The organism is Streptomyces sp. PTL18, from assembly GCF_059510295.1.
The window spans coordinates 1-23,236 of record NZ_JCAJZO010000017.1; the positions used below are offsets into that span (position 1 = coordinate 1).

The 23,236-nt window shown below is 71.0% G+C and carries 27 protein-coding genes, 1 tRNA gene and 1 pseudogene; 15 read left to right on the top strand and 14 right to left on the bottom strand.

Translation table 11 applies throughout. The features are described from left to right. From AC5WS8_RS26790 to AC5WS8_RS26800, 3 genes are read right to left on the bottom strand one after another with little or no spacing between them, the layout of a single operon-like run. A complete protein-coding gene (locus AC5WS8_RS26790) occupies positions 1-855 on the bottom strand; it encodes a helix-turn-helix domain-containing protein (protein WP_496106037.1) in 855 nt (284 codons plus the stop codon). A gap of 7 nt (positions 856-862) precedes the next feature. Continuing rightward, on the bottom strand, positions 863-1,387 hold the full coding sequence (locus AC5WS8_RS26795) for a DUF6879 family protein (RefSeq protein ID WP_496106038.1): 525 nt from the start codon (positions 1,385-1,387) through the stop codon (positions 863-865). Next, positions 1,347-1,766 (bottom strand): hypothetical protein, encoded by a 420-nt coding sequence (locus AC5WS8_RS26800; protein ID WP_496106039.1) that lies wholly within the window; start codon positions 1,764-1,766, stop codon positions 1,347-1,349. Before AC5WS8_RS26800 ends, AC5WS8_RS26795 begins: the two co-directional genes overlap by 41 nt. 186 nt (positions 1,767-1,952) lie before the next feature. Here AC5WS8_RS26800 and AC5WS8_RS26805 point away from each other — a divergent pair, with 186 nt between their 5' ends. From AC5WS8_RS26805 to AC5WS8_RS26825, 5 genes are all read left to right on the top strand, one after another. After that, on the top strand, positions 1,953-2,318 hold the full coding sequence (locus tag AC5WS8_RS26805; protein ID WP_496106040.1) for a hypothetical protein: 366 nt from the start codon (positions 1,953-1,955) through the stop codon (positions 2,316-2,318). After that, positions 2,315-2,497: a hypothetical protein gene (locus AC5WS8_RS26810; protein ID WP_496106041.1), complete on the top strand. Its 183-nt coding sequence runs from the start codon at positions 2,315-2,317 to the stop codon at positions 2,495-2,497. The genes AC5WS8_RS26805 and AC5WS8_RS26810 overlap by 4 nt, the downstream gene beginning before the upstream one ends. 160 nt (positions 2,498-2,657) lie before the next feature. After that, positions 2,658-2,888, top strand: coding sequence for a DUF397 domain-containing protein (locus tag AC5WS8_RS26815; protein WP_496106042.1), 231 nt, complete (start codon positions 2,658-2,660; stop codon positions 2,886-2,888). Positions 2,889-3,111: 223 nt separating this feature from the next. Then, positions 3,112-3,486 (top strand): hypothetical protein, encoded by a 375-nt coding sequence (locus tag AC5WS8_RS26820; RefSeq protein ID WP_496106043.1) that lies wholly within the window; start codon positions 3,112-3,114, stop codon positions 3,484-3,486. 172 nt (positions 3,487-3,658) lie between these two features. Continuing rightward, the gene (locus AC5WS8_RS26825) at positions 3,659-4,228 is read left to right on the top strand and encodes a site-specific integrase (RefSeq protein ID WP_496106044.1); all 570 of its coding nucleotides are present in this window, start codon (positions 3,659-3,661) and stop codon (positions 4,226-4,228) included. Between the two features lie 116 nt (positions 4,229-4,344). Here the strand turns inward: AC5WS8_RS26825 and AC5WS8_RS26830 are convergent. The 3 genes from AC5WS8_RS26830 to AC5WS8_RS26840 form a co-directional block, all read right to left on the bottom strand. Then, positions 4,345-4,418, bottom strand: a tRNA-Pro gene (locus AC5WS8_RS26830). Between the two features lie 146 nt (positions 4,419-4,564). Further along, on the bottom strand, positions 4,565-5,647 hold the full coding sequence (locus tag AC5WS8_RS26835) for a maleylacetate reductase (RefSeq protein ID WP_496106045.1): 1,083 nt from the start codon (positions 5,645-5,647) through the stop codon (positions 4,565-4,567). Further along, complete coding sequence (locus AC5WS8_RS26840; protein WP_496106046.1) at positions 5,644-6,519, bottom strand: intradiol ring-cleavage dioxygenase; 876 nt, start codon at positions 6,517-6,519, stop codon at positions 5,644-5,646. Before AC5WS8_RS26840 ends, AC5WS8_RS26835 begins: the two co-directional genes overlap by 4 nt. Positions 6,520-7,022: 503 nt before the next feature. On the opposite strand from AC5WS8_RS26840, the gene AC5WS8_RS26845 reads away from it, so the two are divergent. Further along, positions 7,023-7,379: a DUF779 domain-containing protein gene (locus AC5WS8_RS26845; RefSeq protein WP_103839059.1), complete on the top strand. Its 357-nt coding sequence runs from the start codon at positions 7,023-7,025 to the stop codon at positions 7,377-7,379. Between the two features lie 75 nt (positions 7,380-7,454). Next, positions 7,455-8,681 carry a phosphodiester glycosidase family protein gene (locus AC5WS8_RS26850; protein WP_496106047.1) on the top strand — a complete coding sequence of 409 codons (1,227 nt, stop codon included), beginning with the start codon at positions 7,455-7,457 and terminating at the stop codon, positions 8,679-8,681. A gap of 3 nt (positions 8,682-8,684) precedes the next feature. Here AC5WS8_RS26850 and AC5WS8_RS26855 read toward each other — a convergent pair whose 3' ends face one another. The 5 genes from AC5WS8_RS26855 to AC5WS8_RS26875 all read right to left on the bottom strand — a co-directional run bounded on the left by AC5WS8_RS26855 (position 8,685) and on the right by AC5WS8_RS26875 (position 12,882). After that, positions 8,685-8,879 carry a hypothetical protein gene (locus AC5WS8_RS26855; RefSeq protein ID WP_496106048.1) on the bottom strand — a complete coding sequence of 65 codons (195 nt, stop codon included), beginning with the start codon at positions 8,877-8,879 and terminating at the stop codon, positions 8,685-8,687. A gap of 121 nt (positions 8,880-9,000) precedes the next feature. Beyond that, positions 9,001-10,080, bottom strand: coding sequence for an acyl-CoA dehydrogenase family protein (locus AC5WS8_RS26860; RefSeq protein WP_496106049.1), 1,080 nt, complete (start codon positions 10,078-10,080; stop codon positions 9,001-9,003). Beyond that, on the bottom strand, positions 10,077-11,258 hold the full coding sequence (locus AC5WS8_RS26865; RefSeq protein WP_496106050.1) for an acyl-CoA dehydrogenase family protein: 1,182 nt from the start codon (positions 11,256-11,258) through the stop codon (positions 10,077-10,079). Before AC5WS8_RS26865 ends, AC5WS8_RS26860 begins: the two co-directional genes overlap by 4 nt. Then, complete coding sequence (locus AC5WS8_RS26870; protein WP_496106051.1) at positions 11,255-12,226, bottom strand: NADPH:quinone oxidoreductase family protein; 972 nt, start codon at positions 12,224-12,226, stop codon at positions 11,255-11,257. Before AC5WS8_RS26870 ends, AC5WS8_RS26865 begins: the two co-directional genes overlap by 4 nt. An 83-nt stretch (positions 12,227-12,309) precedes the next feature. Further along, positions 12,310-12,882, bottom strand: coding sequence for a helix-turn-helix domain-containing protein (locus AC5WS8_RS26875; RefSeq protein ID WP_496106052.1), 573 nt, complete (start codon positions 12,880-12,882; stop codon positions 12,310-12,312). Between the two features lie 115 nt (positions 12,883-12,997). Between AC5WS8_RS26875 and AC5WS8_RS26880 the strand changes: the two genes are divergently transcribed. The 4 genes from AC5WS8_RS26880 to AC5WS8_RS26895 all read left to right on the top strand — a co-directional run bounded on the left by AC5WS8_RS26880 (position 12,998) and on the right by AC5WS8_RS26895 (position 16,748). After that, complete coding sequence (locus tag AC5WS8_RS26880; RefSeq protein ID WP_496106053.1) at positions 12,998-14,545, top strand: ATP-dependent DNA ligase; 1,548 nt, start codon at positions 12,998-13,000, stop codon at positions 14,543-14,545. Next, positions 14,542-15,024, top strand: coding sequence for an NUDIX hydrolase (locus AC5WS8_RS26885; protein WP_496106054.1), 483 nt, complete (start codon positions 14,542-14,544; stop codon positions 15,022-15,024). Before AC5WS8_RS26880 ends, AC5WS8_RS26885 begins: the two co-directional genes overlap by 4 nt. Positions 15,025-15,106: 82 nt before the next feature. Continuing rightward, positions 15,107-16,492, top strand: coding sequence for an NADP-dependent succinic semialdehyde dehydrogenase (locus AC5WS8_RS26890; RefSeq protein ID WP_496106055.1), 1,386 nt, complete (start codon positions 15,107-15,109; stop codon positions 16,490-16,492). A gap of 25 nt (positions 16,493-16,517) precedes the next feature. After that, the gene (locus tag AC5WS8_RS26895; protein WP_496106056.1) at positions 16,518-16,748 is read left to right on the top strand and encodes a DUF6213 family protein; all 231 of its coding nucleotides are present in this window, start codon (positions 16,518-16,520) and stop codon (positions 16,746-16,748) included. A 22-nt stretch (positions 16,749-16,770) separates the two neighbouring features. On the opposite strand, the gene AC5WS8_RS26900 is transcribed toward AC5WS8_RS26895, so the two are convergent. Then, the gene (locus tag AC5WS8_RS26900) at positions 16,771-17,436 is read right to left on the bottom strand and encodes a transcriptional regulator (RefSeq protein WP_496106057.1); all 666 of its coding nucleotides are present in this window, start codon (positions 17,434-17,436) and stop codon (positions 16,771-16,773) included. A 191-nt stretch (positions 17,437-17,627) separates the two neighbouring features. Here AC5WS8_RS26900 and AC5WS8_RS26905 point away from each other — a divergent pair. The 3 genes and pseudogenes from AC5WS8_RS26905 to AC5WS8_RS26915 form a co-directional block, all read left to right on the top strand. Next, a pseudogene (locus AC5WS8_RS26905) lies at positions 17,628-18,698 on the top strand (type III polyketide synthase); the annotation flags it as partial. Position 18,699: 1 nt separating this feature from the next. Then, a complete protein-coding gene (locus AC5WS8_RS26910; protein ID WP_496106058.1) occupies positions 18,700-19,947 on the top strand; it encodes a cytochrome P450 in 1,248 nt (415 codons plus the stop codon). A 7-nt stretch (positions 19,948-19,954) separates the two neighbouring features. Continuing rightward, the gene (locus tag AC5WS8_RS26915; RefSeq protein WP_496106059.1) at positions 19,955-20,494 is read left to right on the top strand and encodes a cupin domain-containing protein; all 540 of its coding nucleotides are present in this window, start codon (positions 19,955-19,957) and stop codon (positions 20,492-20,494) included. Here the strand turns inward: AC5WS8_RS26915 and AC5WS8_RS26920 are convergent. Beyond that, a complete protein-coding gene (locus AC5WS8_RS26920; protein ID WP_496106060.1) occupies positions 20,491-21,717 on the bottom strand; it encodes an acyl-CoA dehydrogenase family protein in 1,227 nt (408 codons plus the stop codon). The two genes, AC5WS8_RS26915 and AC5WS8_RS26920, sit on opposite strands and share 4 nt — an antisense overlap. Positions 21,718-21,906: 189 nt before the next feature. Here AC5WS8_RS26920 and AC5WS8_RS26925 point away from each other — a divergent pair, with 189 nt between their 5' ends. Beyond that, complete coding sequence (locus AC5WS8_RS26925; RefSeq protein ID WP_496106193.1) at positions 21,907-22,551, top strand: TetR/AcrR family transcriptional regulator; 645 nt, start codon at positions 21,907-21,909, stop codon at positions 22,549-22,551. A gap of 89 nt (positions 22,552-22,640) precedes the next feature. On the opposite strand, the gene def is transcribed toward AC5WS8_RS26925, so the two are convergent. After that, entirely contained in the window at positions 22,641-23,180 is a 540-nt protein-coding gene (gene def / locus AC5WS8_RS26930; protein WP_496106061.1) for a peptide deformylase, read from the bottom strand. Positions 23,181-23,236: the final 56 nt, after the last annotated feature.

The following is a 23,236-nucleotide window of genomic DNA, read 5'->3' on the forward strand; positions in this document are numbered from 1 at the left end:
CTAGTTGGTTGCCATGGTGTCGAAGTGGTGGACGGCCTCGACGATGAGGTCTCTCGCCGCGGCCCCGTAGACCGCTGATTGCTGCAAAAGGGAGAAGGCCTTGGCGTACAGCTCGATCTCGCGAGGCTGCGTCACTGACATCTCCGCTGAGAAGGTCTCCACGAGTACAAGGGTGTTGTCGAACATCGAGAAGGAGTGGCCAAGCCACAGGCCCGTGGGTGCGGAGCGAGGGATGATGCCCAGGCTGACTCGCGAGAGCGCCATGACCGCCATGAGGCGATCAAGCTGGGACTTCATCACGTCTGGACCGCCGACGTTGGAGTAGAGGGCCTGCTCTCCAAGGAGCACGTTGTAGATCCGGGTCCCCTCGTAGAGGTACCGCTGCCGCTCCAGCCTCTTGGCCACCGCGGCTTCGGTGTCGTTTGGGATCTCGTAGTACTCGACGGCCTGTCGGAAGACCTCAGCGGCATAGTCCGGGGTCTGGAATGTCCCCCAGATCATGCTTGGCTGCCAGATGCGGAAGACCTTGGTCCTCGCGTAGACGGGGAGGGCCTTCTTCTGCCGCTGCTCAGCCCCGGTCTGGATCTGCCGGCGCCACTCCACCCACAGCTCATCGATGTGGCGAACGGTTGCGATGAGATCGTTGATGTGCTCTTCTCTGCCGGTGACCTGACACCAGGCCCTGATGTCGGCCTCGCTCGCGTTCTGCTTCCCGTTCTCGAGGCGGGAGACTTTCGACTCCTGCCAGTTGAGGGTACGAGCGAGGGCCCGGCCGCTTACGAAACCGGCGTCTTTCCGGAATTCGCGCAGCCGGGCACCCAGGGCTTGACGTACCTCTTCGGCTTGCTTGCTCACCGTTGGTTCAGGGCTTGTACTCGTTGTGCGGAATCGCGAGGCCCCACAACAGGTCGCGGACCCGAGCACACTCGGACACCACGTCGGGGGCGTCGATCAACTCTGACCCCAGAACACGGCCGTGCTCGTCGAAGTGGCCTACGGCCAAGAGCCGGCCGTCGAACGACCACCAGTCGTTCCCGTCCACGGGGAGGCTGAGGTCACCAGGCAAATCGTGCCGCGGAAGCCAGCGGATTGCCTCGCCGGCCTCCTCGTTGATCGGGGTGGTGGCGTGCTCCCACTGGATGTAGCGCGTGTGCGGCTCGGTCACCACACGTACCCGCCGCACGGTCTTGCCCTCGCCCGTGACCCGCCTGACCATTCGAAGCCACGGCTCCATGTACGAGTTGTCGACGGGTTCCCCGCGGAGCCAGCTCGCGTACGGGCCGTCTTCGTCAGGGACGGAGTAGTCGTCCCGCAGCTCCAAGTGGAAAGCATCCTGCGCGAACTGCTCAAAGAGCTGGTTGCGCTCGGCGCTGGAGATCAACTCCACGCGGTTCCTCCAGTAGGGCGGTGATCGCGGCCTTGGGCACTTCGACCACGGTCTCGTAGTCCGGAATCTCCATCTGGGCCAGGGCCTCGGGGTCTGTCACCTCTTGGCCCTGGACGACGAACGTACCTCCCGGCGTGAGGATCGTGATGGGGTCCTCGACACGCCGGATCTCACCGGTCGCCATCCCGTCCTTCGTCAGGTGCTCGAACAGTTCTGTCGGCACCTCTACTGCTGTCTCCCCCTCGCCCAGTTGCAGCTGCACGAGTAGGTCGTTCGCGAAGATTTTCCAGCCCTGTACGAGGTACGTGCCTCGATCGGTTGCGTACAGGGTCGGGCAGTCTCCGACGTTGGAGTTCTTACCAAGGAACCGTAGCTTCAAGGTCGTTCTCCTGTCCGCTGCCTTGCGCCGGATTGCGCGACAACACGATGGTCGTGAGGGCGTTCGAGCCCGTCAACCGGCTTGCTGCAAACTCGCGCAATCTGCTTGGTGGTTGTGAGCCAGCCGCCCTACGTTCGTCGTCGGGCCCAAAGCTGCTCAGACGGAAGCACCGAGGGGAGAAGCGTGGTGGCGAGCGTGACCGGAGAACGTGAAGAGACGGCCGTTGGCAGCTTGCCCATCGACGTGAAGCTGATCGCGGAGACGATCGACCTCGCCTGGAGCATGAGCCTGAACACGTCGACGCGCCAGGACATCGACACGAGGACCCAGGAACTCATCGGGCACATCAACGTGTTGCGTGGTCAGCCCCTCGACGAGGAGCGGGACCCGGACGTCTTGCGACTCCTGCGCATCGTGGAGCGGCACCTCAACCCGAGCGACCGGCCGACCAGGCGCACGCCGGCCTACGAGGCGTACAACTTCATGCGCGACACCGCCGTCTTCGCCAAGGCCTTGCTGTCGGCCTACGGGAATGCGCACGAGAAGCCGTGAGCCGCTTCATCCAGGGCTTCTGCCTCATCGGCCGGCACCACGACCTGGTGCAATTCATCGGCCCGGTCGAGACCGCAGGCATGACGGCTCCGGTCTACGCCTGCGAAGCCTGCTGCGACTACCTGCGCCAGTACATACGCGACTACATCGCCCAGTGGGACGCACGTCCCGCCTCTTAGCTCCTCGCCCGTCTGCCTTCCCCCGTGGCGGATGGGCGGGGCCAAGTGCCCGCCCCCTGGCCTGGGACGTCACAAGTCGGACCAGAGGGCGGGTCAGCAAGTGCACCAGCGGCACGGGGACCGCATCCCCGTAACCAGATGCACCAGGGAGGACTATCCCATGGACGTCAACATCTACACGATGCCCGCCGAGGGCCTCTCGACCGAGAACTTCTGTGGCGGCCCCTGCACCGAGGGCTGCGTCGAGGTCGGTGCGATCCCCGGTGTCGAGTCGGCCTTCGTCGTCCAGGACTCCAAGCCGGAGGGCGCGGGGCGCGAGCTGCGCTTCACCGAGGCGGAGCTGGACGACTTCGCCCTCGGGTGGGTGAAGAAGCGGGGTCTGACCGTCTGACCCTGCTACACGTCCAGGTACACCGACTGCGGACCGTCCCCAGCCTATCCGGGGGCGGTCTGCCCCGTCTCACGGAAAGGTGCCAATGAAACGCTGGTCAGGTCACTTCCATGGGTTCGGCCCATGGGTAGGACCACCGGACGTCTACCACAGCGAAGGCGACCGCCGGCCACCTCACCCTGACCCTCCCCCACCTCCCAGAGACGACGAGGACAAGGAGGCGGTGAAGCGACTCCAGCGCTACCGCGAAGTCGTGGCCACGTTCACCACCTCTGGTTTGCCGCCCATGATGTCGGGCCACTGGCTCCTCAAACGCAACCAAGCCTCCGTCGAGCGAACATGGACTGACGCGTCACTCGCCGTGGACTGGATGACCAAGCACTACGAGGACAACCCGCCGTTGCGGAGTGAGGATGGGAAGCCAACCTACGGTGACCTCACCGGCAAGCGTGAGTATGTGCTCACGGTGCTGCCGGGAGGTGTGGACGTGAGTTGGGTGTACTACACGAAGTCGGGGAACATTGTTTCTCTCAGTGTTGTGTGCTGCCCGAACATCCACCATCCGGATCTTGTCTGCCCACTGCCTTGCGCGCTGTGAATACGAGCAGGGAGCCCCGGTCTTTATGTGTCTGCCGGGGCTCTCCTGATTTCCGCCAACTTTCTTCCCCTATTGACAAATTGCACCAAATTCGCCATATTTGGCGTTAGTTGCACAATATGGACATTAACGCAATTGTCAAATATTTCGGCCTGACTGAGCATCCGTTCCCATGCTTCTCACCCTTATCGCCGAGCGCCCAGCAGAAGTGTGCGGTGCCAGGTGGCGGGAGGACGTTGACCTTGACGGAGAGGGCACGATTGCCGTTGGCAACACCCGAACCATCGTCCATGACCGAGCCCAGGAGCAGGGCCTTCGAAACAAGGTCGTTGAGAAGCAGCCCAAGACCCAAAACGGCAAGCGGGTGCTTCCGCTGCTCAAGCCCGTGCACACCGCGCTGGTTGCGCTTCGTGCCCGACGAATGCAGGAGAAGGCCGAAGCGGGCGAGGCATACGAGGACTCAGGCTACGTGGTGGCCGATGAGCCGGGCCGCCCCTTCAAGACGGACAAGCTGCGGCGCGAGGCCCAGAAGCTGATGGAGGAGGCCGGCGTCCGGCGCGTCCGCCTCTACGACGCCCGCCACGCCCGTTTGTCCTGGATGGCCAACAACGGCGTGCCCGACACGGTGGTCTCGGCCTGGGCCGGGCACAGCGACCTGTCCTTCACCAAGCGGGTCTATGTCCACCCCGACCCCCAAAGCCTCAAGGCAGGCTCGGAGAAGCTGAGCGAGCTGCTCGGTTAGGGAAGATCATCCGCATTGGTGAAGAATTATGAGACGAGATCCCGGATACGATCGAGGGCCTCGTCTCACATCCTGTGAAACAAGGCCCTGACCTGCAACGACGGAGAAGACTCCAGTCGGGACGACAGGATTTGAACCTGCGACCCCTTGACCCCCAGTCAAGTGCGCTACCAAGCTGCGCCACGTCCCGTCGCGTTCCCGTGTGTTCCGCGGGACCGCAGGTAAACCCTACCGCACCGGTCTGAGGACCCCTCACCCGGTCGCCCGCGGCGCCCTGCTCGGGCAGGGCGCTCGCGTCGGCGGAGCGCAGCATGACGTCCACCTTCCCTCAGGGCCCTATGCCGCGGTGGTCTCCGGTGCCCCTCCCTCGTACGCCGCCCTCAGCACGCCCCGCACGCCGTCCGCGGTCACCGGGCGCGGGTTGACGTAGGGCTGGGCCGTCACCTGCGCGGCGGCCGTGGTGACGTCGCTCTCCGTCAGCCCGAGTTCGGCGAGGGAGCGCGGCGCGCCGAGGCGTCCGCCGAGCTCCCATAGGGCGTGCGCGACGTCCTCGGCACCGAGCGCCCGGCGCAGCGCGGTCACCGCCTCGGGTGCCGCCGGCGCGTTGTAGGCGAGGACGTACGGCAGCACCACCGTGTGCGTCTCCGCGTGCGGCAGCCCGAAGGTGCCGCCCAGCACATGGCACAGCTTGTGGTGCAGCCCCGTCGTGGTCGAGCCGAGGCACGCCCCGCACAGCCACGCCCCGTACAGAGCGCGGCTGCGCGCCTCCAGGTCGCCCGGGTCGGCGAGGAGCAGCGGCAGCGCCTCGGCCATCGCCCGGGCACCGTCCTCGGCCATCAGCTGGACCAGCGGCGAGGTGTCGGGGGCATACAGCGCCTCGACGGCGTGCGCGAGCGCGTTGAAGCCACTGGTCACGGTGAGCGATACGGGCAGGGAGAGGGTCAGTTCGGGGTCGTAGACGACGCTGCGGGGCTGGATCCGCGGGTCACGGCCGGTGCGCTTGACCCCGTGTTCGGTCAGCCCCCACACGGGGGTCATCTCGGAACCGGAGTAGGTCGAGGGCACGGCGATCAGCGGCAGCCCGGTGCGCAGCGCGATCGCCTTGCCGAGGCCGATCGCGGAGCCGCCGCCGACCGCGACGCACCCGTCGGCTCCGGCTGCCCGCGCCGCCTCGACGCCCCGGTCGGCGACGTCGGCGGGCACGTGCATACGGGCCTCGGCGTGCAGCCCGGCACAGGCGTCGCCGAGGGCGTTCGCGACCGCACGCGCGGTGGGCTCGCCGCGGCTGCCGCAGATCACCAGCAGCCGCCGCAGGCCCAGGCGCACGGCCTCGTCCGGGGTCGCGGTGACGGCGGCGCCGGGCCGGAAGACGACCCGGACGGGCCGCGTCTCGTAGGTGAAGTCGGTGCTGAAGGTCATGTCGCACGCTCCAGGACGAGGTCGAAGCGGGCCTGCCGGAACGGGTTGGGCACCCCGAACTCCCGTGCCCGGGGCGGGTCGTCGGTGACCGCGAAGTCGTGCACCAGGCTCTTCTTCACGGCGAAGACGGCATCGGAGTCCAGGTAGTCGCTGCCCGCGATGAAGATGTGCGTGGTGACGGGGGTGTGTCCGCCGGCGGTGGCGATGAAGTGGATGTGCGCCGGGCGGTAGGGGTGCCGGCCGGTGGCCCGCAGCAGTGCGCCGACCGGGCCGTCCGTGGGGATGGGATACGGGGCCGGTACGCAGGTGCGGAACCAGAAGCGGCCCTCGGTGTCGGCGGTGAACAGCCCGCGTCCGTTGCCCGGGGGCTGGAGGTCCGGCTGCTGCACGTCGTAGTGACCCTCGGCGTCGGCCTGCCACACGTCGAGGACGGCGCCCGGCAGGGGTGTGCCGTCCTCGGAGAGCACCCGGCCGCTGACCACGCACGGCTCGCCGCCGCCCACCAGGTCTATGTCGTCGCCCAGTTGCCGCACCGGTGAAGCGGTCATGTGGAAGGGTCCGAGGACGGTCGACTCGGTGGCTCCCGGTGCGCGGTGGCCGTTGAGGGTCTCGACCAGCATGGAGACGCCGAGGACGTCCGACAGCAGGATGAACTCCTGCCGGGTGTCCGTGCAGGTCTGCCCGGCAGCCGTCAGGAATCCGACGGCCTTCTCCCACTCCTGCCGGGTGAGCCGTGTCTCGCGCACGAAGGCGTGCAGATGGCGGATCAGGCCCGTGAGCAGCTCACGCAGCCGGGGATCGGCGGTCGCGCCGAGACTGGCGAGGGCCTCCTCGGTGACCGCGGCCGGGCCGGCGGTGCTGTCGATGGTCATGCCGTGCTCCTCGTCGTCCACCACGTACCTGTCGCTTCCCCCATGATCCCGCGTTCAGACGTGTCCGAGGATGCGCCGCGACGCCTCGGACAGCAGTTCCCGTGCGTCCGGGGCGGGGGACGGGTGCCTCGTACTCCCGCCCCGGGCCGATCACCACGGTGGCGGTCTCGACCCGCCGCGCCTTCGCCACCCGCGCCCGGCATGCGCCACCGATGCCGGTGAGCAGGGTGAAGCGGCCCTCGCCGACCGCGCCGGAGGTGATCCAGGCGTGCGGGAGCCTGGTGCGGGGCCGGGGGGAGGGCCGGGGGTACAGGCCGGGGTCGCGGGTGAAGCCCGGGCCGGGGGTGCCGTCCGGGACGATCACGTCCGAGCCGTAGCGCTGGTCGACGTGTGCGCGGGGCGTGTCGGCGGGGCTCGTACCGCTCCGCCGCAAGCTGCACGGTCACCGGGGCCGACCGCAACGTCGTTGCAACGTGGACCGTGCTGGCATGGCTGCCGTGACCATGGACATGATCCCGCGCGTGGAGCTGACCCCCGCGGCCGCCGAGCTGGTGCGGCGGCTGCGCGAGGTCCACGGGCCGTTGATGTTCCACCAGTCCGGCGGCTGCTGCGACGGCAGCGCGCCCATGTGCTACCCGGAGGGCGAGTTCCGTACCGGCGGCTCGGACGTGCTGCTCGCGGAGCTGGAAGTCGACGGGGTCGGCGAACCGGTCGGTTTCTGGATGTCCAGGAGCCAGTACGAGGCGTGGAGCCACACCCGGCTGATCGTGGACGTGGTACCGGGCCGCGGCAGCGGCTTCTCCCTGGAAGCACCCGAAGGAGTGCGTTTTCTCATCCGTTCCCGCGTCGTCGACGCCTGAGCGCCGCACGGGACACCACCGTCTGGTGCACTCTCCCCGAGTCCTGCGGAAGTTGACGGAAGACCAGGGGGAGCTGTGGCACGTCGCGACGGACGGTTCAGAGTCGCACTGACGGCTTTGCTGGCATGGAGCGCACTGGCCGGTGCCGCCCTCGCGGGGGCCGCACCGGCCGGTGCCGCGCCGGTCACCCGGAGGGTCGCGCCGGGTGTCCAGTACAGCGAGTTCGACATCCCCGCGGCCCACGGGGTGACACGCGCGCACCTCGTCACCGTCGACCTGCGCGATCCGCACGTCCGGGTCGACCTGCTGCATCCGCGTACCGTGGCCGCGCGCGCCACCGTCTCCCGGCTCGCCGACGCGCAGGGGGCGGTGGCGGGGGTCAACGGCGACTTCTTCAACATCACCGAGACACAGCACCCATGGGTCCCGGCGACGGGCTCGGCGGTCGGCCCGGCCGTCGCGAGCGGGCACACGCTCAAGGCCGCCGTGCCGCGCGGACAGCGCTTCGGGCCCGCCCTGCCACCCGGTACGAGCACCGAGGACGTGTTCGGCGTGGGCGCCGACCGCACCGCGCGCCTCGACCGGCTGAGCCTCGACGGCGCCGTGACCACACCGGGCGAGCGGCTGCCGCTGCGCGGGCTGAACCAGTACGCGCTGCCCCAGGGGTCGATCGGGGCGTACACCTCGGACTGGGGCAGCGTCTCGCGGCTGCGCGCCGTCTGCGGCACCGACACCGACCGGGGCGGGCCCTGCAGCACGGACACGTACGAGGTGACCGTCCGGGGCGGCCGGGTCGCCGCCACGGCCGACCATCCGGGCAGCGGTCCCATCGCGGCCGGCACCACGGTCCTGGTGGGGCGCGAAGCGGGAGCGCAGCAGCTTCGCAAGCTCGTCAAGGGCGAGCGGGTGGAGGTGCGGCACGGGCTGGTGGCGGCGTCCGGGGTTTTGTACCGCTTCGCCATCGGCGGCTTCCCGGTGCTGCGGCACGGCACGCCGCTGCCCGGCCTCGACGCCACGACATCCGCCGTGCGCACCGCGGTGGGCATCGAGGACGGCGGTCGCCGCCTGCTGCTTCTCGCCCTGGACGGCTCGGCCGCGTATCGCAGCGGCCTCACTGTCTCGGAAGTCGCCCGGACCCTGCGGCGGCTGGGCGCCACGGAGGGCTTCAACCTCGACGGCGGCGGCTCCACGACCCTCGTCACCCGGTCGGCGGGCAGCGGCACGGTGAGTGTCCGCAACCACCCCAGCGGAGGAGCCGAACGCCCCGTACCGGACGGGATCGGGGTGTTCAGCGACTCCTGAGCATCAGGGGTGCAGGCTGCTGACGATCTGCGCGGTCCCTGCGAGCCCCTGATGGATGGTCGGCGCCATGCTCGTACTGGCCAGGAAGAACCCCAGCAGGATGCAGACCAGAGCGTGCGAGATCTTCAGGGCGCCGCTGCGCAGGAAGATCACCGAAATGATCAGGAGCAGCAGCACCACCGAGATGGAAACGGCCATCATCACCCTCCTCCGCCACGCCCACTTCGCAGCTTTCGGCCGCAAGTGTGGCGTAGCGGAGGGTTCGTCCGGGCGGCTGACGTGTCCGCCGAACGTGTGGTTCTGCGACCGCCCGTGCGCGTCAGGGGGCCCGCAGGTCCACCAGCTCGGCCAGCGCCTCGCGGTGGGCGCCCGCCGTTCCGTAGGCGATCGAGTCCGCCTTGGCCCGCTTCAGATACAGATGGGTCGGGTGCTCCCAGGTCATACCGATCCCGCCGTGCAGTTGCAGGGCCTCCTCGGCGGCACGGACGGCGACGGGTGCCGCGTACGCCTCGGCGACGGCCACCGCGATGTCCGTGTCCTCGCTCCCCGTGGCGAGCGCGTCGGCCGCGTGGCGGGCAGCGGCCCGCAGGCCCGCGACGTCCAGCCACAACTGTGCGAGCCGGTGCTTGAGCGCCTGGAACCCGCCGACGGGCCGGTTGAACTGCTTGCGTTCCTTCAGATAACGCACGGTCTCGGTCAGGCACCGGTCGGCGAGACCGAGTTGCTCGGAGGCGAGCAGTCCCGCGCCGGCCCGCAGCGCCCGTTGCACGGCCGGTGCGGCGTCCTCGGTGAGCAGACGTCCGGGCGCTCCGTCGAGGGTGACGGTGGCGAGCGGGCGGGTGAGGTCGAGGGCCACCTGGGGGGTGACGGTGACGGCGGCCGCGTCCACGGCGTACAGGCCTCCGTCTTCCGCCGGAACCAGCAGCACATCGGCGACGGCGGCGTCCGCGATGCCGGTCAACTCGCCGTGCAGGGTGCCGTTCTCGCGTCGTACGGCGGGAAAGGCGGCGCCGGGGGCGCGGTGCAGCCCGACGGCGAGCACGCCGATGACCCGCCCGGAGGCCAGCCCCCCGAGCAGCTCCTCGTCCCCGCACTCCAGCAGGGCCTCGGTGGCGACCACGGCGCTGGTGAGGTACGGCACCGGCGCGACGGCGCGCCCCAACTCCTCCAGCACCACGGCGGCTTCGCGATGCGAGGCGCCATGGCCGCCCTGCGCCTCGGGCACCAGCAGGCCCGCGAGGCCCATGCCGTCGGCCAGCGCCTTCCAGGCGGCGAGGTCGTGCGGGGCGTCGGACTCCGTACGCGCGATGACGCCGGGCGCGTCGCAGTGGTCGGCGAGCAGATCCCGTACGGCGGCGCGCAGCGCCTCTTCCTCCTCCGAGTACAGCAGGTCGGTCATCGGGCCAGGTCCTTCCAGGCGACGTCCTTGTCGGTGCGCGGCTCGGCGGGCAGGCCCAGGACGCGCTCGGCGACGATGTTCAGCAGGACCTCGCTGGTCCCGCCCTCGATGCTGTTGCCCTTGGAGCGGAGGTAGCGGTAGCCGGCGTCACGGCCCGTGAAGTCCACCAGTTCGGGGCGCCTCATCGTCCAGTCGTCGTACAGAAGCCCCTCCTCACCACGGAGTTCCACCTCCAGCCCGCTGATCTCCTGGTTGAGCCGGGCGAAGGCGAGCTTCATGCCGGCGCCCTCCGGGCCGGGCTGGCCGGCGACGAGCTGCTGGCGCAGGCGTTCGGCGGTGAGGCGGGAGACCTCGGCGTCGACCCACAGCTTCAGCAGGCGCTGGTGCAGGTCGTGGGTGCGCAGCTCCGGGCGTTCCCGCCAGGTTCTCGACACCGGGCCGATCATGCCGCCCTCGCGGGGCAGGCGCATGCCGCCGATGGCGACGCGTTCGTTGTTCAGCGTGGTCTGGGCGACCCGCCAGCCGTCGCCGACCTCGCCGAGACGGCGGGCGTCGGGGATACGGACGTCGGTGAGGAAGACCTCGTTGAACTCGGCCTCTCCGGTGATCTGCCGCAGCGGCCGGACCTCGACGCCCGGGTCGGTCATGTCGCAGAGGAAGTAGGTGATGCCCTGGTGCTTGGGCACGTCCGGGTCGGTGCGGGCGATCAGGATGGCCCAGCGGGCGACGTGGGCGCTGGAGGTCCACACCTTCTGCCCGCTCACCACCCAGTCCTCGCCGTCCCGCACGGCACGGGTGCCGAGCGCGGCGAGGTCGGATCCGGCGCCGGGCTCACTGAACAGCTGGCACCACACCTCCTCGCCCGTCCAGAGCGGCCTGAGGTAGCGCCGCTTCTGCTCCTCGGTGCCGTAGCGCAGGATCGTCGGCGCGGCCATGCCGAGGCCGATGCCGATGCGGCGCGGGTCGTTGTCGGGGGCGCCCGCCGCCTCCAGTTCGGCGTCCACGACGGCCTGGAGGGAGCGGGGCGCCCCGAGACCGCCGAGGCCCTGCGGGTAGTGCACCCAGGCGAGTCCGGCGTCGAAGCGGGCCCTGAGGAAGTCGAGGCGGTCGGTGGTGGCCGGAGGGTACGCGGCCAGCAACTCCTGCGTGCGGCGGCGCAGTTCGGCTGCGTCGGTCATGCGGCGGCTCCGTTCTCCAGGACGACGGCGACACGGCCGGTCGTCACGCCGTCGGCGACGCGCTGCACGGCGGCCGCGGCCCCGTCGAGCGGCACGCGCTCGCTGACCAGCGGCCTGATGGCGCCCCGGGCGGCCAGCTCGGTGAGCTGTTCGTGGCAGTGCTGGACCAGCTTCGGGTTCTTGGTGTTGTACAGGCCCCAGTGCAGGCCGAGGATCGCGTAGTTCTTCACCAGTGCGTGGTTGAGCGCCGGGCTGGGGATGGACCCGCCGGCGAAGCCCACGACGACGATCCGGCCCTCGAAGGCGACCACCTTCGCGGACTGGGCGTAGGCCTCCCCGCCCACCGGGTCGTAGATCACGTCGGCGCCCCGGCCGCCGGTGGCCTCCTTCACCGCGGCGACGACGTCCTCGGCGCGCCGGTCGATCACGACGTCGCAGCCCAGTTGCCGGGCCACAGCGGCCTTGCCCGGACCCCCGACGACGCCGATGACCGTGGCACCGGCCGCCTTGCCGAGCTGCACGGCCGCGCTGCCGACCCCTCCTGCGGCAGCGTGGACGAGCAGCGTCTCACCGGCCTGGAGACCGGCCCGGCGGTGCAGACCGAACCAGCCGGTCTGGTAGCCGATGTGCAGGGCGGCGGCCTCGGCGTCGTCGAGGGAGTCGGGGGCGGGCAGCAGGGCCGCGGCGTCCGCGAGCGCGTACTCGGCGAAACCGCCGTGCGGCAGGGCCGGGTTGGCGATCACGCGGCGGCCGTCCTCGGTCTCGCCGCAGATCTCCACGCCCGGCGTGAACGGCAGCGGCGGCCGGACCTGGTACTGGCCGCGGCACAGCAGCGCGTCCGGGAAGTTGACGTTGGCGGCCCGCACCCTCAGCAGGACCTGGCCGCCACGGGGCGCGGGCGGCTCGACGTCCGCGAGCCGCATCACCTCGCTCGGCTCGCCGTTCTCGTGCACTTGCCATGCCTGCATGCGGGGCCTCCACCGACTGCTCGTCCGACCGGGCTCGTCGCATACTAAGCGGTCGCTTGCCGATCAGGGAACAGTCGGACGCGTCACGTACGGGCGGGTCGCGCGCGTACGTGCATCCGCTCCCCCTGCGGCCCGAAGAGGCTGAGGAACTCCACCGCCCCCTCCCCCGTCGAACCGAACCAGTGCGGAACCCGGGTGTCGAACTCCGCCGCCTCCCCCGCTGTCAGCACCACGTCGTGCTCGCCCAGGACCAGCCGCAGCCTTCCGGACAGCACGTACAGCCATTCGTAGCCCTCGTGCGTCCGCGGATCCGGTTCGAGCCCGCGCCGTGGTTCGAGGACCTTGAAGGCCTGGAGGCCGCCGGGCTGCCGGGTCAGCGGCCAGTGGGTGCGGCCACCCCGGACGATCGGCCTGGCGCGCACGCGCGGGTCCCCGACCGGCGGCGCACCCACCAGTTCGTCCAGCGGCACCCGGTGGGCCCGCGCGATCGGCAGCAGCAGTTCCAGGCTGGGCCTGCGCAGGCCCGACTCCAGGCGGGAGAGGGTGCTGACGGAGATGCCGGTGGCCTCCGACAGCGCCGCGAGCGTCACCTCCCGCTCCTTGCGGATCCGTCGCAGTCTCGGGCCCACGCCCGCCAGAACGTCGTCCGTCGCCATGACCGAATTGCAGTTCCGGCAAACGTGTTTGTCAATGCGGCAGCCTCGGGGCGGCTTCCCCACGGGCCGGGAAGACGAAGGTGTGGGCGGGCCTCCTCGGGTGCACCATGACTGCATGCTGCTGAGCCGGCTCGCCCGTGTGTCCCAGGAGGTCGCCGCCACCTCGGCGCGGTCCCGCAAGATCGCGCTGCTCGCCGAGCTGTTCCGGGTCGCCGACGCGGACGACGTGCCGATCGTCATCCCGTATCTGGCGGGACGCCTGCCCCAGGGGCGGCTGGGCATCGGCTGGAAGCTGCTGAACCAGCGCGTTCCGCCGGCCGGGGAGCCCACGCTCACCGTGCGGGACGTGGACGCCCGGCTGACCCGGATCGGCTCGGTCACCGGCACCGGCTCGCAGGCGGAACGCAGGAGGCTGGTCGGCGCGTTGCTGGCGGCGGCCACCGCCGAGGAGCAGCGGTTCCTGTTCGGGCTGCTCACCGGGGAGGTGCGGCAGGGAGCGCTGGACGCCCACGCCGTGGAGGGGCTGGCCGGGGCGACGGGCGCCGATGCGGCGGACGTACGGCGGGCCGTGATGCTCGCCGGGTCGCTGCAGACGGTGGCGCGAGCCCTGCTGGCCGACGGCCCGGCGGCCCTGGCGGCGTTCCGGCTCACGGTCGGCCGCCCGGTGCTGCCGATGCTGGCGCAGACCGCGTCCTCGGTCGCGGAGGCGGTCGGGAAGCTGGGGGCGTGCGCCGTCGAGGAGAAACTCGACGGCATCCGCGTCCAGGTCCATCGGGACGGCGACGACGTGCGCATCCACACCCGGACCCTGGACGACATCACCGACCGGCTGCCGGAGATCACCTCCGCCGCGCTGGAGCTGGCGGGCGAGCGGTTCATTCTGGACGGCGAGGTCATCGCCCTGGACGAGGACGGCAGGCCCCGCTCCTTCCAGGAGACCTCGGGGCGGGTCGGCTCCCGGGTGGACGTGGCGACGGCCGCAGCGTCCGTCCCCGTCTCCCCCGTCTTCTTCGACGCGCTGTCCGTGGACGGCTGCGACCTGCTGGACCTGCCGTTCACGGAGCGGCACGCGGAACTGGCCCGGCTCGTCCCCGGACCCATGCGGGTGCGGCGCACGCTCGTGCGCGACCCGGGGAACCCGGAGGACGTCGCCGCGGCGCAGGCCTTCCTCACCGAGACACTGGAGCGCGGTCACGAGGGCGTGGTGATCAAGGCCCTCGACGCCCCCTACAGCGCGGGCCGGCGCGGTGCGTCCTGGCTCAAGGTGAAACCGGTGCACACCCTCGACCTGGTGGTGCTGGCCGCCGAGTGGGGCCACGGCCGGCGCACCGGCAGGCTGTCCAACCTGCACCTCGGCGCCCGCAACCCCGACGGCACCTTCGCGATGCTCGGCAAGACGTTCAAGGGCATGACGGACGCGATGCTCGCCTGGCAGACCGAGCGGCTGAAGGAACTGACCGTCGAGGACAACGGCTGGGGCGTCACGGTGCGCCCCGAACTGGTGGTCGAGATCGCCTACGACGGACTGCAGCGCTCCACCCGCTACCCGGCCGGCGTCACCCTGCGCTTCGCCCGGGTGGTGCGCTACCGCGAGGACAAGCGGCCCGAGGAGGCCGACACCGTGGAGACGCTGCTGGCCGCCCACCCCGAGGTGGCGCCATGACCGGGCGGAGCCGGCGCAGCGCGGGTCTGCTGCTGTTCCGGCGCACCGACCGCGGTCCCCAGGTCCTGCTGGCCCACATGGGCGGCCCGTTCTTCGCCCGCCGCGAGGCCGGGGCGTGGACCGTGCCGAAGGGCGAGTACGACCCCGACGAGCCGGCCTGGGACGCCGCCCGCCGCGAGTTCCGGGAGGAGCTCGGGCTGCCGCCGCCCGACGGGGAGGCCGTCCCCCTCGGCGAGGTGCGGCAGAGCGGCGGAAAGACCGTCACGGCCTGGGCGGTCGAGGCGGACCTCGACCCGGCGGCGATCGAGCCGGGCACCTTCACCATGGAATGGCCGCCGAGGTCGGGACGCCTGGAGGAGTTCCCCGAGGTGGACCGGGTCGCGTGGTTCGCCCTCGACAGGGCCCGGGAGGTGATCGTCGGAGCGCAGAGGGCGTTTCTCGACCGGCTCGCGGAGCACTCGGGGCTGGGCGGTGTCTGAGTACACCGGGACAGCGCCGCCCGCGTTGCGGCCGCCACCGCCGCGCGGGAAGGTCGAAGCAAGCCTTTCCAGGAGGTCAGCCATGCCCATCGCCACCGTGAACCCGGCGACCGGCGAGACGCTCACGACGTACGACGCCCTGGGCGCGGAGGAGATCGAGCGCAGGCTCGCCGCCGCCGAGGCCGCGTTCCGCACCCATCGCACCACCACGTTCGCCGAGCGGGCGCTGCTCATGCGCAAGGCGGCCGACCTGCTCGAGGAGGACCAGCAGGACATCGCCCGGGTGATCACCACGGAGATGGGCAAGCCGGTCAAGCAGGCCCGCGCCGAGGCCGCCAAGTGCGCCAAGGCGATGCGCTGGTACGCCGATCGCGCGAAGGAGCTGCTCGCCGACGAGGAACCGGCCGACGTCGACGTGAAGGACTCGGGTGCCTCCCGGGTGATCGTGCGCTACCGGCCGCTCGGCCCGGTGCTCGCCGTGATGCCGTGGAACTTCCCGCTGTGGCAGGTGATCCGGTTCGCCGCGCCCGCGTTGATGGCGGGCAACGTGGGCCTGCTCAAGCACGCCTCCAACGTCCCGCAGACCGCGCTGTACCTGGAGGACCTGTTCCGCCGGGCGGGCTTTCCCCAGGGCTGCTTCCAGACCCTGCTGATCGGCTCCGGCGAGGTCGAGAAGGTGCTGCGCGACCCTCGGGTCAAGGCGGCGACACTCACCGGCAGCGAACCGGCGGGCCGGTCCGTCGCCTCGGTCGCCGGGGACGAGGTCAAGAAGACTGTGCTGGAGTTGGGCGGCAGCGACCCGTACATCGTCATGCCGTCCGCGGACCTGGACCGGGCGGCCCGGGTCGCGGTGACGGCCCGGGTGCAGAACACCGGGCAGTCGTGCATCGCCGCCAAGCGGTTCATCGTGCACGCGGACGTGTTCGACACGTTCGCGGAGCGGTTCACGGCCGGGATGAAGGCGCTGAAGGTCGGCGACCCGATGGACGAGGAGACCGAGGTCGGGCCGCTGTACAGCGAGCGGGGCCGCACCGACCTGGAGGAACTCGTCGACGACGCGGTGGAGGCAGGAGCGACGGTGCTGTGCGGCGGCGAGCGGCCCGACCGGCCCGGCTGGTACTACCCGCCGACCGTCCTCGCCGACATCACGCCGGAGATGCGCATCCACCGCGAGGAGGCGTTCGGCCCGGTCGCCACGCTGTACCGGGCCGCGGACCTCGACGAGGCGGTGGCGATCGCGAACGACTCCCCCTTCGGGCTGAGTTCGAACGTCTGGACGCGCAACGGGACCGAGGTGGACCGCTGTGTGCAGGACCTGGAGGCCGGCGGGGTGTACGTCAACGGGATGACGACGTCCCACCCGGCGTTCCCGTTCGGCGGGGCCAAGCGCTCCGGGTACGGACGTGAGCTGGCCGAGCACGGAATCCGCGAGTTCTGCAACATCACCACGGTGTGGCACGGGGCGTGAGCGTTCCGCGGTTACGATCGCCTGCGTGAACCGCGAAGTGACCCTGCCTCTGATCGTCGACGACCGCGGGACCTTGCAGGTGGCCGCCGCCGATGTGAGCAAGTTGCTGCGCACGCTGGGCGGACGGTGGGTCCGGCTGGTGGAGGCCGGGCAGGACGGGTTGGACGAGGACACGGTGGCCGCGTTGGCCATCGAACTGGCGAAGCTCGCGGACCGGATCGACGTCGCGTGCATCGCGCACAGCAGCGGTTCATAGGGCTGCCGCCTCAGGCCGCCGGTCACCCCCGGCCGTCCAGCTCCCACAGCGCGTGCCAGAACCCGGTCTCGTAGTTCTGGAGCAGGCGGCCGTAGTGGTGGGCGCGCTCCTCGTTCAGGCGGTCCGCGTCCAGCGCCTCCTGGACGGCCCCCCTCGCCCTGCGGTCCAGGTCCGTGGACGGCTCCGCGAAGAAGTCGAAGAACGCGCAGGCCTCGTCGGTGAAGCCGTAGCAGTGGCGCAGCGCCTGGGCGATCCGCGCGCAGTAGTCGCCCCAGGTCGCGAAGTTGGCGCTCAGGGCCACGACGACGTCGGCCGGTTCGGCGTTCAGGGCCAGCCAGGCCACGTAGGCGGCGTATGCCTGGCAGTCCGCCATCGGCTGGTACCCGGCCGGCTCCGCCTCCCGGCAGGCGGCGGCGTACGCGCCGAGGCGGTCCTGGGCCACGGCCTCCGCCTCGGCGAGCGCGGTGAAGAAGTCCGCGCACGCGGGTTGGTCCCGGGAGCGCTCGGCGAGGTGCTCGAAGGCGCGGCGGTCGGAGGCGGTCACGTCCCGCTGTTCGGCGGCGAGGGCGGCGAGCGTGGCGGGGCGGGCCGCACCACGGGCGATGAGCGGAAGCAGCCGATTGGCATGGGGGTCCGGGGCGAGCCTCCCCACCACGGCCTCCAGCAGCTCCCCGGCCGTTCGTGTCATCGGCACTCCTCCTCGGACTCAACGGTCGTCACGTTCTGCATGTCAGTCGTCACTGTACGTCCACCACCGGATCGGAGTAGCACCGCGAGATATCCCCGCCGCGCGGGGTGATCGTGGGTGGACCACCCGCGTACGGGTGAACCCCCTTCCGCCGGGGGACGAAGAGTCCTCCGCCAAGGCGAAAGAAGGCGCACTCCATGGCGACTCTGTGCAGGCCCGCGGTTTCCGTCCCGGAACACGTGATCACGATGGAGGAGACGCTCGACCTGGCGCGCTCCCGCCACCCGGACCACCCCCAACTCCCGCTGGCCCTGCGGCTGATCGCGAACACCGGGGTCAAGACCCGGCACATCGTGCAGCCCATCGAGCAAACCCTGAAACACCCGGGCTTCGAGGAGCGCAACAAGCTCTACGAGGCCGAGGCGAAGGCCCGCGTGCCCGCGGTGGTGCAGCGGGCACTGGACGACGCCGAACTGCTCACCACCGACATCGACGTGATCATCTACGTATCGTGCACCGGGTTCATGATGCCCTCGCTGACCGCGTGGCTGATCAACTCGATGGGTTTCAGCACCGACACGCGGCAGATACCCATAGCCCAGCTGGGCTGCGCCGCGGGCGGCGCGGCCATCAACCGGGCGCACGACTTCTGCACGGCCTACCCCGACGCCAACGCCCTCATCGTGGCCTGCGAGTTCTGCTCACTGTGCTACCAGCCCACCGACCTGGGCGTCGGCTCGCTGCTCTCCAACGGTCTGTTCGGCGACGGCATCGCGGCCGCGGTCGTGCGCGGCAAGGGCGGCACCGGCGTGAAGCTGGAACGCAACGGCTCGTACCTGATCCCGAAGACCGAGGAGTGGATCGCGTACGACGTCCGGGCCACCGGATTCCACTTCCTGCTGGACAAACGGGTGCCCACCACCATGGAACCGCTCGCCCCGGCGCTCGACGCGTTGGCCAGGCAGCACGGCTGGGACGCCTCCGAGCTGGACTTCTACATCGTTCACGCGGGCGGCCCGCGCATCCTGGACGACCTGAGCAAGTTCCTTCAGGTGCCGTCGGAGGCATTCCGGTTCAGCCGGGCCACGCTCACCGAGTACGGCAACATCGCGAGCGCCGTCGTCCTGGACGCGCTGCGCCGGCTGTTCGAGTCGGGCGGTGCCGAGCACGCGGCGCGTGGGCTGCTGGCCGGTTTCGGACCGGGCATCACGGCGGAGATCGCCCTGGGCCGCTGGAACGTCTCCGGCAACGGGAAGAGATGAGATGACCACCGACACGGACGACAGGCGGCGCGCCACGGCCGAGGGGACGAGCGACGGGAACCTGCCACCGGTCCGCCCCTGGCCCGCCCTCGGCCCGCCCGGCGTGGAATTCGACCCGGGCCTGGCCGAGCTGATGCGCGAGGGCCCGGTCACCCGGGTCGGGCGGCCCGGCGGCGAGGGCTGGGCCTGGCTCGTGACCCGCTACGACGATGTGCGCGCGGTCACGAACGATCCCCGGTTCCACCTCGAGCCGGTCATGGACGGCCGGCCGGTCCGGCTCGCCCCGCACGTCGTCCCGCAGCGGGACGCGGTCGGCTTCCCGGAGCCGCCCGACCCTGCCCGGCCGCGCCGCTCGGTCGCCGCGGCCCTCACGGCGCGCGGCGTCGAACGCGTGCGCGAGACGGCACGGCGCATGCTGGACGACCTGGTGGACGAGCTGCTCCAGGACGGACCGCCCGCCGACCTGACCGCCACTGTCCTCGACCCCTTCTCCGCCGCCGTGGTCTGCGAGCTGATGGGGGTCCCGGCCGCCGACCGGCACGACGTGCGCACCTGGACCCGGCTCGCCCTCTCCGCCGCGCACGGCACGAGGGCCGGTGAGCGGGCCAGGGACGAGATGAGCGGCTACTTCGCCGGTCTGGTCGGCGCCCGCGAGGGCAGCACCGGGGAGGACGTCGTCTCGCTGCTCGGGGCCGCCGTGGGCCTGGGTGAGGTGACGCTCGACGAGGCGGCCGGCCTCGCGGTGCTGCTCCAGATCGGCGCGGAGGCGGTCACCGACCACACCGGCCGGATGTTCCACCTCCTGCTGACCCGCCCGGACCTGGCCGAACGCCTGCGGGCGGAACCGGCGGTCCGCCCCCAGGCCGTCGACGAACTGCTGCGCCACATCCCGCACCGCACCGCCGTGGGCCCGCCCCGGGTCGCCACGCAGGACGTGGAGGTCGGGGGCGTACGGATCCGGGCGGGCGACGCGGTGTACGTCTCGTACGCGGCGGCGAACCGTGACCCGGGCGTCTTCCCGGACCCGGAGACGATCGACTTCGCGCGCTACCCGAACCCCCATCTGGCGTTCGGCTCCGGCCCGCGCCGCTGCCCGGGCGGCACGCCGGCCAGGCTGGCGGCCGAAATGCTGCTGGACGCCCTGCTGGACCGGGTGCCGGGACTGCGGCTCGCGGTGCCGGCCGATGAGGTCCCCTTCCGTGAGGGCGCGCGGACCCGCGGGCCCGACGCCCTTCCCGTGACCTGGTGAGCGGCTCATGACGACGACTGACAGACCCGTGGCGACCGAAGGCCTGTTCGTGCCGCCGGGTCACGGACGTGTGGTCCGCACACCGGCCCAGCATGTGACGTTCAAGGTGACCGGCTCGCACTCGCGCACGGCCTCCACGTTCGAGGTGATCGTGCCGCCGGGATTCGACGTCGGCGCCCATGTGCACACGCGCAGCGAGGAGCTGTTCTACGTGCTCGAGGGCGAGCTGGACGTGCTCGCCTTCGAGCCGCGCGTACGGACCCCCGACAACTGGCGGGAGTGGGAGTCGAGCTCGGGCCGGCGGGTGCTCCGCGCCACCCCGGGCACGGTCATCGTCGTGCCCCCCGGCTGCCCCCACGCCTTCGCGAACCCGACGGAGACGGCGGCGAAGATGTTCTTCCAGGCGTCCCCGCCCCCGGACCACGAACGCTACTTCGAGGAACTCCTGGAGATCCTGGGCAACGGGGGCCCACCGGACCAGGAGGCGATCGAGGCGCTGCGGAGGCGGTACGACATCGAGCAGATCACGCCGCTCAGGCACCGTTAGCGGATGGGCATGCCCGAGAGCGTCCGGGCGATCACCAGGCGCTGGATCTCGCTCGTGCCCTCAAAAATGGTGTAGATGGCCGCATCGCGGTGCATCCGCTCCACCGGGTACTCCCGGGTGTACCCGTTGCCCCCGAGGATCTGGATCGCCTGCGCCGTGACCTTCTTCGCCGTCTCACTCGCGAACAGCTTCGACATCGACCCCTCGGCGGCGGTGAACGGCTTGCCGTTGACCGCCATCCACGACGCCCGCCACACCAGCAGCCGTGCCGCGTCGATCTGCGTCCGCATGTCCGCGAGCTGGAAGGCGACGCCCTGGTTGTCGATGATCGGCCGCCCGAACTGCTCGCGCGTCCTGGCGTAGTCGAGGGCCACCTCGTACGCGGCGCGGGCGGTACCCACGGCCATCGCGCCGACGGCCGGGCGGGACGCCTCGAACGTGGCCATGGCCGCGTTCTTCACCCGCTCCCCGCCCTTCCTGGCCTTCTCCCGTGCGCGGGCGAGCCGCTCGTCCAGCTTCTCCTTGCCGCCGAGCAGGCAGGAACCGGGGACACGGACGTTGTCGAGGATCACTTCGGCGGTGTGGGAGGCGCGGATGCCGTGCTTCTTGAACTTCTGGCCCTGGGCCAGGCCCGGCGTGTTCGGCGGGACGATGAAGGACGCGTGGCCCTTGGAGCCCAGTTCGGGGTCGACGGCCGCGACCACGACGTGGACGTTGGCGATGCCGCCGTTGGTCGCCCAGGTCTTGGTGCCGTTGATCACCCATTCGTCCCCGGCCTCGTCGTACACGGCGCGTGTGCGCATGGAGGCGACGTCGGAGCCGGCGTCCGGCTCGGAGGAGCAGAAGGCGGCCACCTTGACGTCGTCGGCGTCGCCGTACATCTGGGGGATCCAGGTGCCGATCTGCTCCTCGGTGCCGTTGGCGAGGACGCCCACGGCGGCGAGACCGGTGCCGACGATCGACAGGGCGATGCCCGCGTCGCCCCAGAACAACTCCTCCATGGCCATGGGGATGCCGAGGCCGGTGGGGTCGAAGTACTGCTGGGCGTAGAAGTCGAGGGAGTAGATGCCGACCTTCGCGGCCTCCTGGATGACCGGCCAGGGGGTCTCCTCACGCTCGTCCCATTCGGCGGCCGCGGGGCGGATGACGTCGGCGGCGAAGCCGTGCAGCCAGTCCCGGACCTCCTTCTGTTCGTCGTTGAGCTCCATGGTGAACTCGGCCATGTCCCCTCCAGCGCTGCACTCACATGTTACTTGCGGTAACAGCAGTCTGTTACTCACCAGTAGGAGAAGTCAACTCCCGGCCCGCACGGGCCGCCTCCCCGGCGAGGTCGGCAGCTCGTTCGATACCGGCCCGCCATTCAGTGTTACTTTGCGCAGGCGTCACCGAATCAGGACGGGTGGGGAGAGATGATGGACACCACGCAGCGGACCGACCAGGGGCGGTCCGCCGACCGCCGACGGCGAGAGTTGCTGGAGGCCGCCGACCGGGTGGTGCTGCGCGACGGTCCCGGGGCCTCGATGAACGCCATCGCCGCCGAGGCCGGCATCACCAAGCCGATCCTCTACCGCCACTTCGGCGACAAGGGCGGGCTGTACGCGGCGCTCGCCAAACGCCACACCGACGCACTCCTCGACTCGCTGCGGGCCGCGCTGGACGCCCCGGCGGACCGGCGCGAGCGGGTGGAGTCCACGCTGGACACCTACCTCGCGGCGATCGAGGCGCGACCCCAGGTGTACCGCTTCCTGATGCATCCGGCGGAGGGCGGCTCACAGAACGACCAGGGCTTCGACACCGGCCGGCACTCCATTCCGGTACTGCGCCGCATGGGCGAGGAGCTGGCCCAGGTCATCGAGGAACGCCTGGACCTCGGCCCGGGCACCCACCAGCTCGCGCGCGTGTGGGGCCACGGGATCGTCGGCATGATGCACGCCGCCGGGGACTGGTGGCTGGGCGAACGGCCGTGCTCACGGGCGGAGTTGGTGCGCAGCCTGGCGGACCTGCTGTGGGGTCGGCTGGCTGCGGCCGGGGACCGCATCGGGGGCCCCGGGTTCTGAGGCGCACCCTCAGGGCGCGGGGCTGTGTCGATGTGCGGCTCCGCCGTGGCGGCGCGACCGGCCGAAGACGGCCCGCGGCCGCCGGCGTCTCATCGCCGCCACGGCGCTCTCGCGGCCTGCCGCAACACCCTCCGCTTGCGCCACCCCGCGAGGTGGTCCACGTACAGCCCACCGGCCAGGTGATCGCACTCGTGCTGCAGGCACCGGGCGAACCACCCGGTGCCCTCCACCCGCACCGGCTCCCCTGTCATCGTGAACCCCTCGACGACCGCCCGGTCGTACCGCTCCGTCCCCGCCTCGAGTCCCGGCAGGGACAAACACCCTTCCGGCCCCCGGATCACCACACCGTCCGCCTCCACGAGCCGCGGGTTCACCACATGGCCCAGGTGACGCACGTCCTCGTCGTCCGGGCAGTCGTACACGAACACCCGCAGCGGCTCGCCGACCTGATTCGCGGCGAGGCCGACCCCCTGCGCGGCGTACATCGTCGCGAACATGTCCTCGACCAGCCGGGCGAGTTCGGGACCGAAGTCGGTGACGTCCTTGCACGGCTCCCGCAACACGGCGTCGCCGAGCACGGTGACGGTCCGGACGCGCCCTCGGGCGCCCGCGATGGTGCGATGTGGCATGCCGGCAAGGGTACGGTCGGCAGTGCCGCTCGGGCGCCGGGTGGTGCCGCGGTTCG

Bases quoted from the DNA above. Each gene is read 5' to 3' on its own strand.
- AC5WS8_RS26815 (WP_496106042.1), top strand. From the start codon at position 2,658: ATGGACGTCAACATCTACACGATGCCCGCCGAGGGCCTCTCGACCGAG.
- AC5WS8_RS26825 (WP_496106044.1), top strand. From the start codon at position 3,659: ATGCTTCTCACCCTTATCGCCGAGCGCCCAGCAGAAGTGTGCGGTGCC.
- AC5WS8_RS26835 (WP_496106045.1), bottom strand. From the start codon at position 5,647: ATGACCTTCAGCACCGACTTCACCTACGAGACGCGGCCCGTCCGGGTC.
- AC5WS8_RS26840 (WP_496106046.1), bottom strand. From the start codon at position 6,519: ATGACCATCGACAGCACCGCCGGCCCGGCCGCGGTCACCGAGGAGGCC.
- AC5WS8_RS26845 (WP_103839059.1), top strand. From the start codon at position 7,023: ATGGACATGATCCCGCGCGTGGAGCTGACCCCCGCGGCCGCCGAGCTG.
- AC5WS8_RS26855 (WP_496106048.1), bottom strand. From the start codon at position 8,879: ATGGCCGTTTCCATCTCGGTGGTGCTGCTGCTCCTGATCATTTCGGTG.
- AC5WS8_RS26860 (WP_496106049.1), bottom strand. From the start codon at position 10,080: ATGACCGACCTGCTGTACTCGGAGGAGGAAGAGGCGCTGCGCGCCGCC.
- AC5WS8_RS26865 (WP_496106050.1), bottom strand. From the start codon at position 11,258: ATGACCGACGCAGCCGAACTGCGCCGCCGCACGCAGGAGTTGCTGGCC.
- AC5WS8_RS26870 (WP_496106051.1), bottom strand. From the start codon at position 12,226: ATGCAGGCATGGCAAGTGCACGAGAACGGCGAGCCGAGCGAGGTGATG.
- AC5WS8_RS26875 (WP_496106052.1), bottom strand. From the start codon at position 12,882: ATGGCGACGGACGACGTTCTGGCGGGCGTGGGCCCGAGACTGCGACGG.
- AC5WS8_RS26880 (WP_496106053.1), top strand. From the start codon at position 12,998: ATGCTGCTGAGCCGGCTCGCCCGTGTGTCCCAGGAGGTCGCCGCCACC.
- AC5WS8_RS26885 (WP_496106054.1), top strand. From the start codon at position 14,542: ATGACCGGGCGGAGCCGGCGCAGCGCGGGTCTGCTGCTGTTCCGGCGC.
- AC5WS8_RS26890 (WP_496106055.1), top strand. From the start codon at position 15,107: ATGCCCATCGCCACCGTGAACCCGGCGACCGGCGAGACGCTCACGACG.
- AC5WS8_RS26900 (WP_496106057.1), bottom strand. From the start codon at position 17,436: ATGACACGAACGGCCGGGGAGCTGCTGGAGGCCGTGGTGGGGAGGCTC.
- AC5WS8_RS26910 (WP_496106058.1), top strand. From the start codon at position 18,700: ATGACCACCGACACGGACGACAGGCGGCGCGCCACGGCCGAGGGGACG.
- AC5WS8_RS26915 (WP_496106059.1), top strand. From the start codon at position 19,955: ATGACGACGACTGACAGACCCGTGGCGACCGAAGGCCTGTTCGTGCCG.
- AC5WS8_RS26920 (WP_496106060.1), bottom strand. From the start codon at position 21,717: ATGGCCGAGTTCACCATGGAGCTCAACGACGAACAGAAGGAGGTCCGG.
- AC5WS8_RS26925 (WP_496106193.1), top strand. From the start codon at position 21,907: ATGGACACCACGCAGCGGACCGACCAGGGGCGGTCCGCCGACCGCCGA.
- def (WP_496106061.1), bottom strand. From the start codon at position 23,180: ATGCCACATCGCACCATCGCGGGCGCCCGAGGGCGCGTCCGGACCGTC.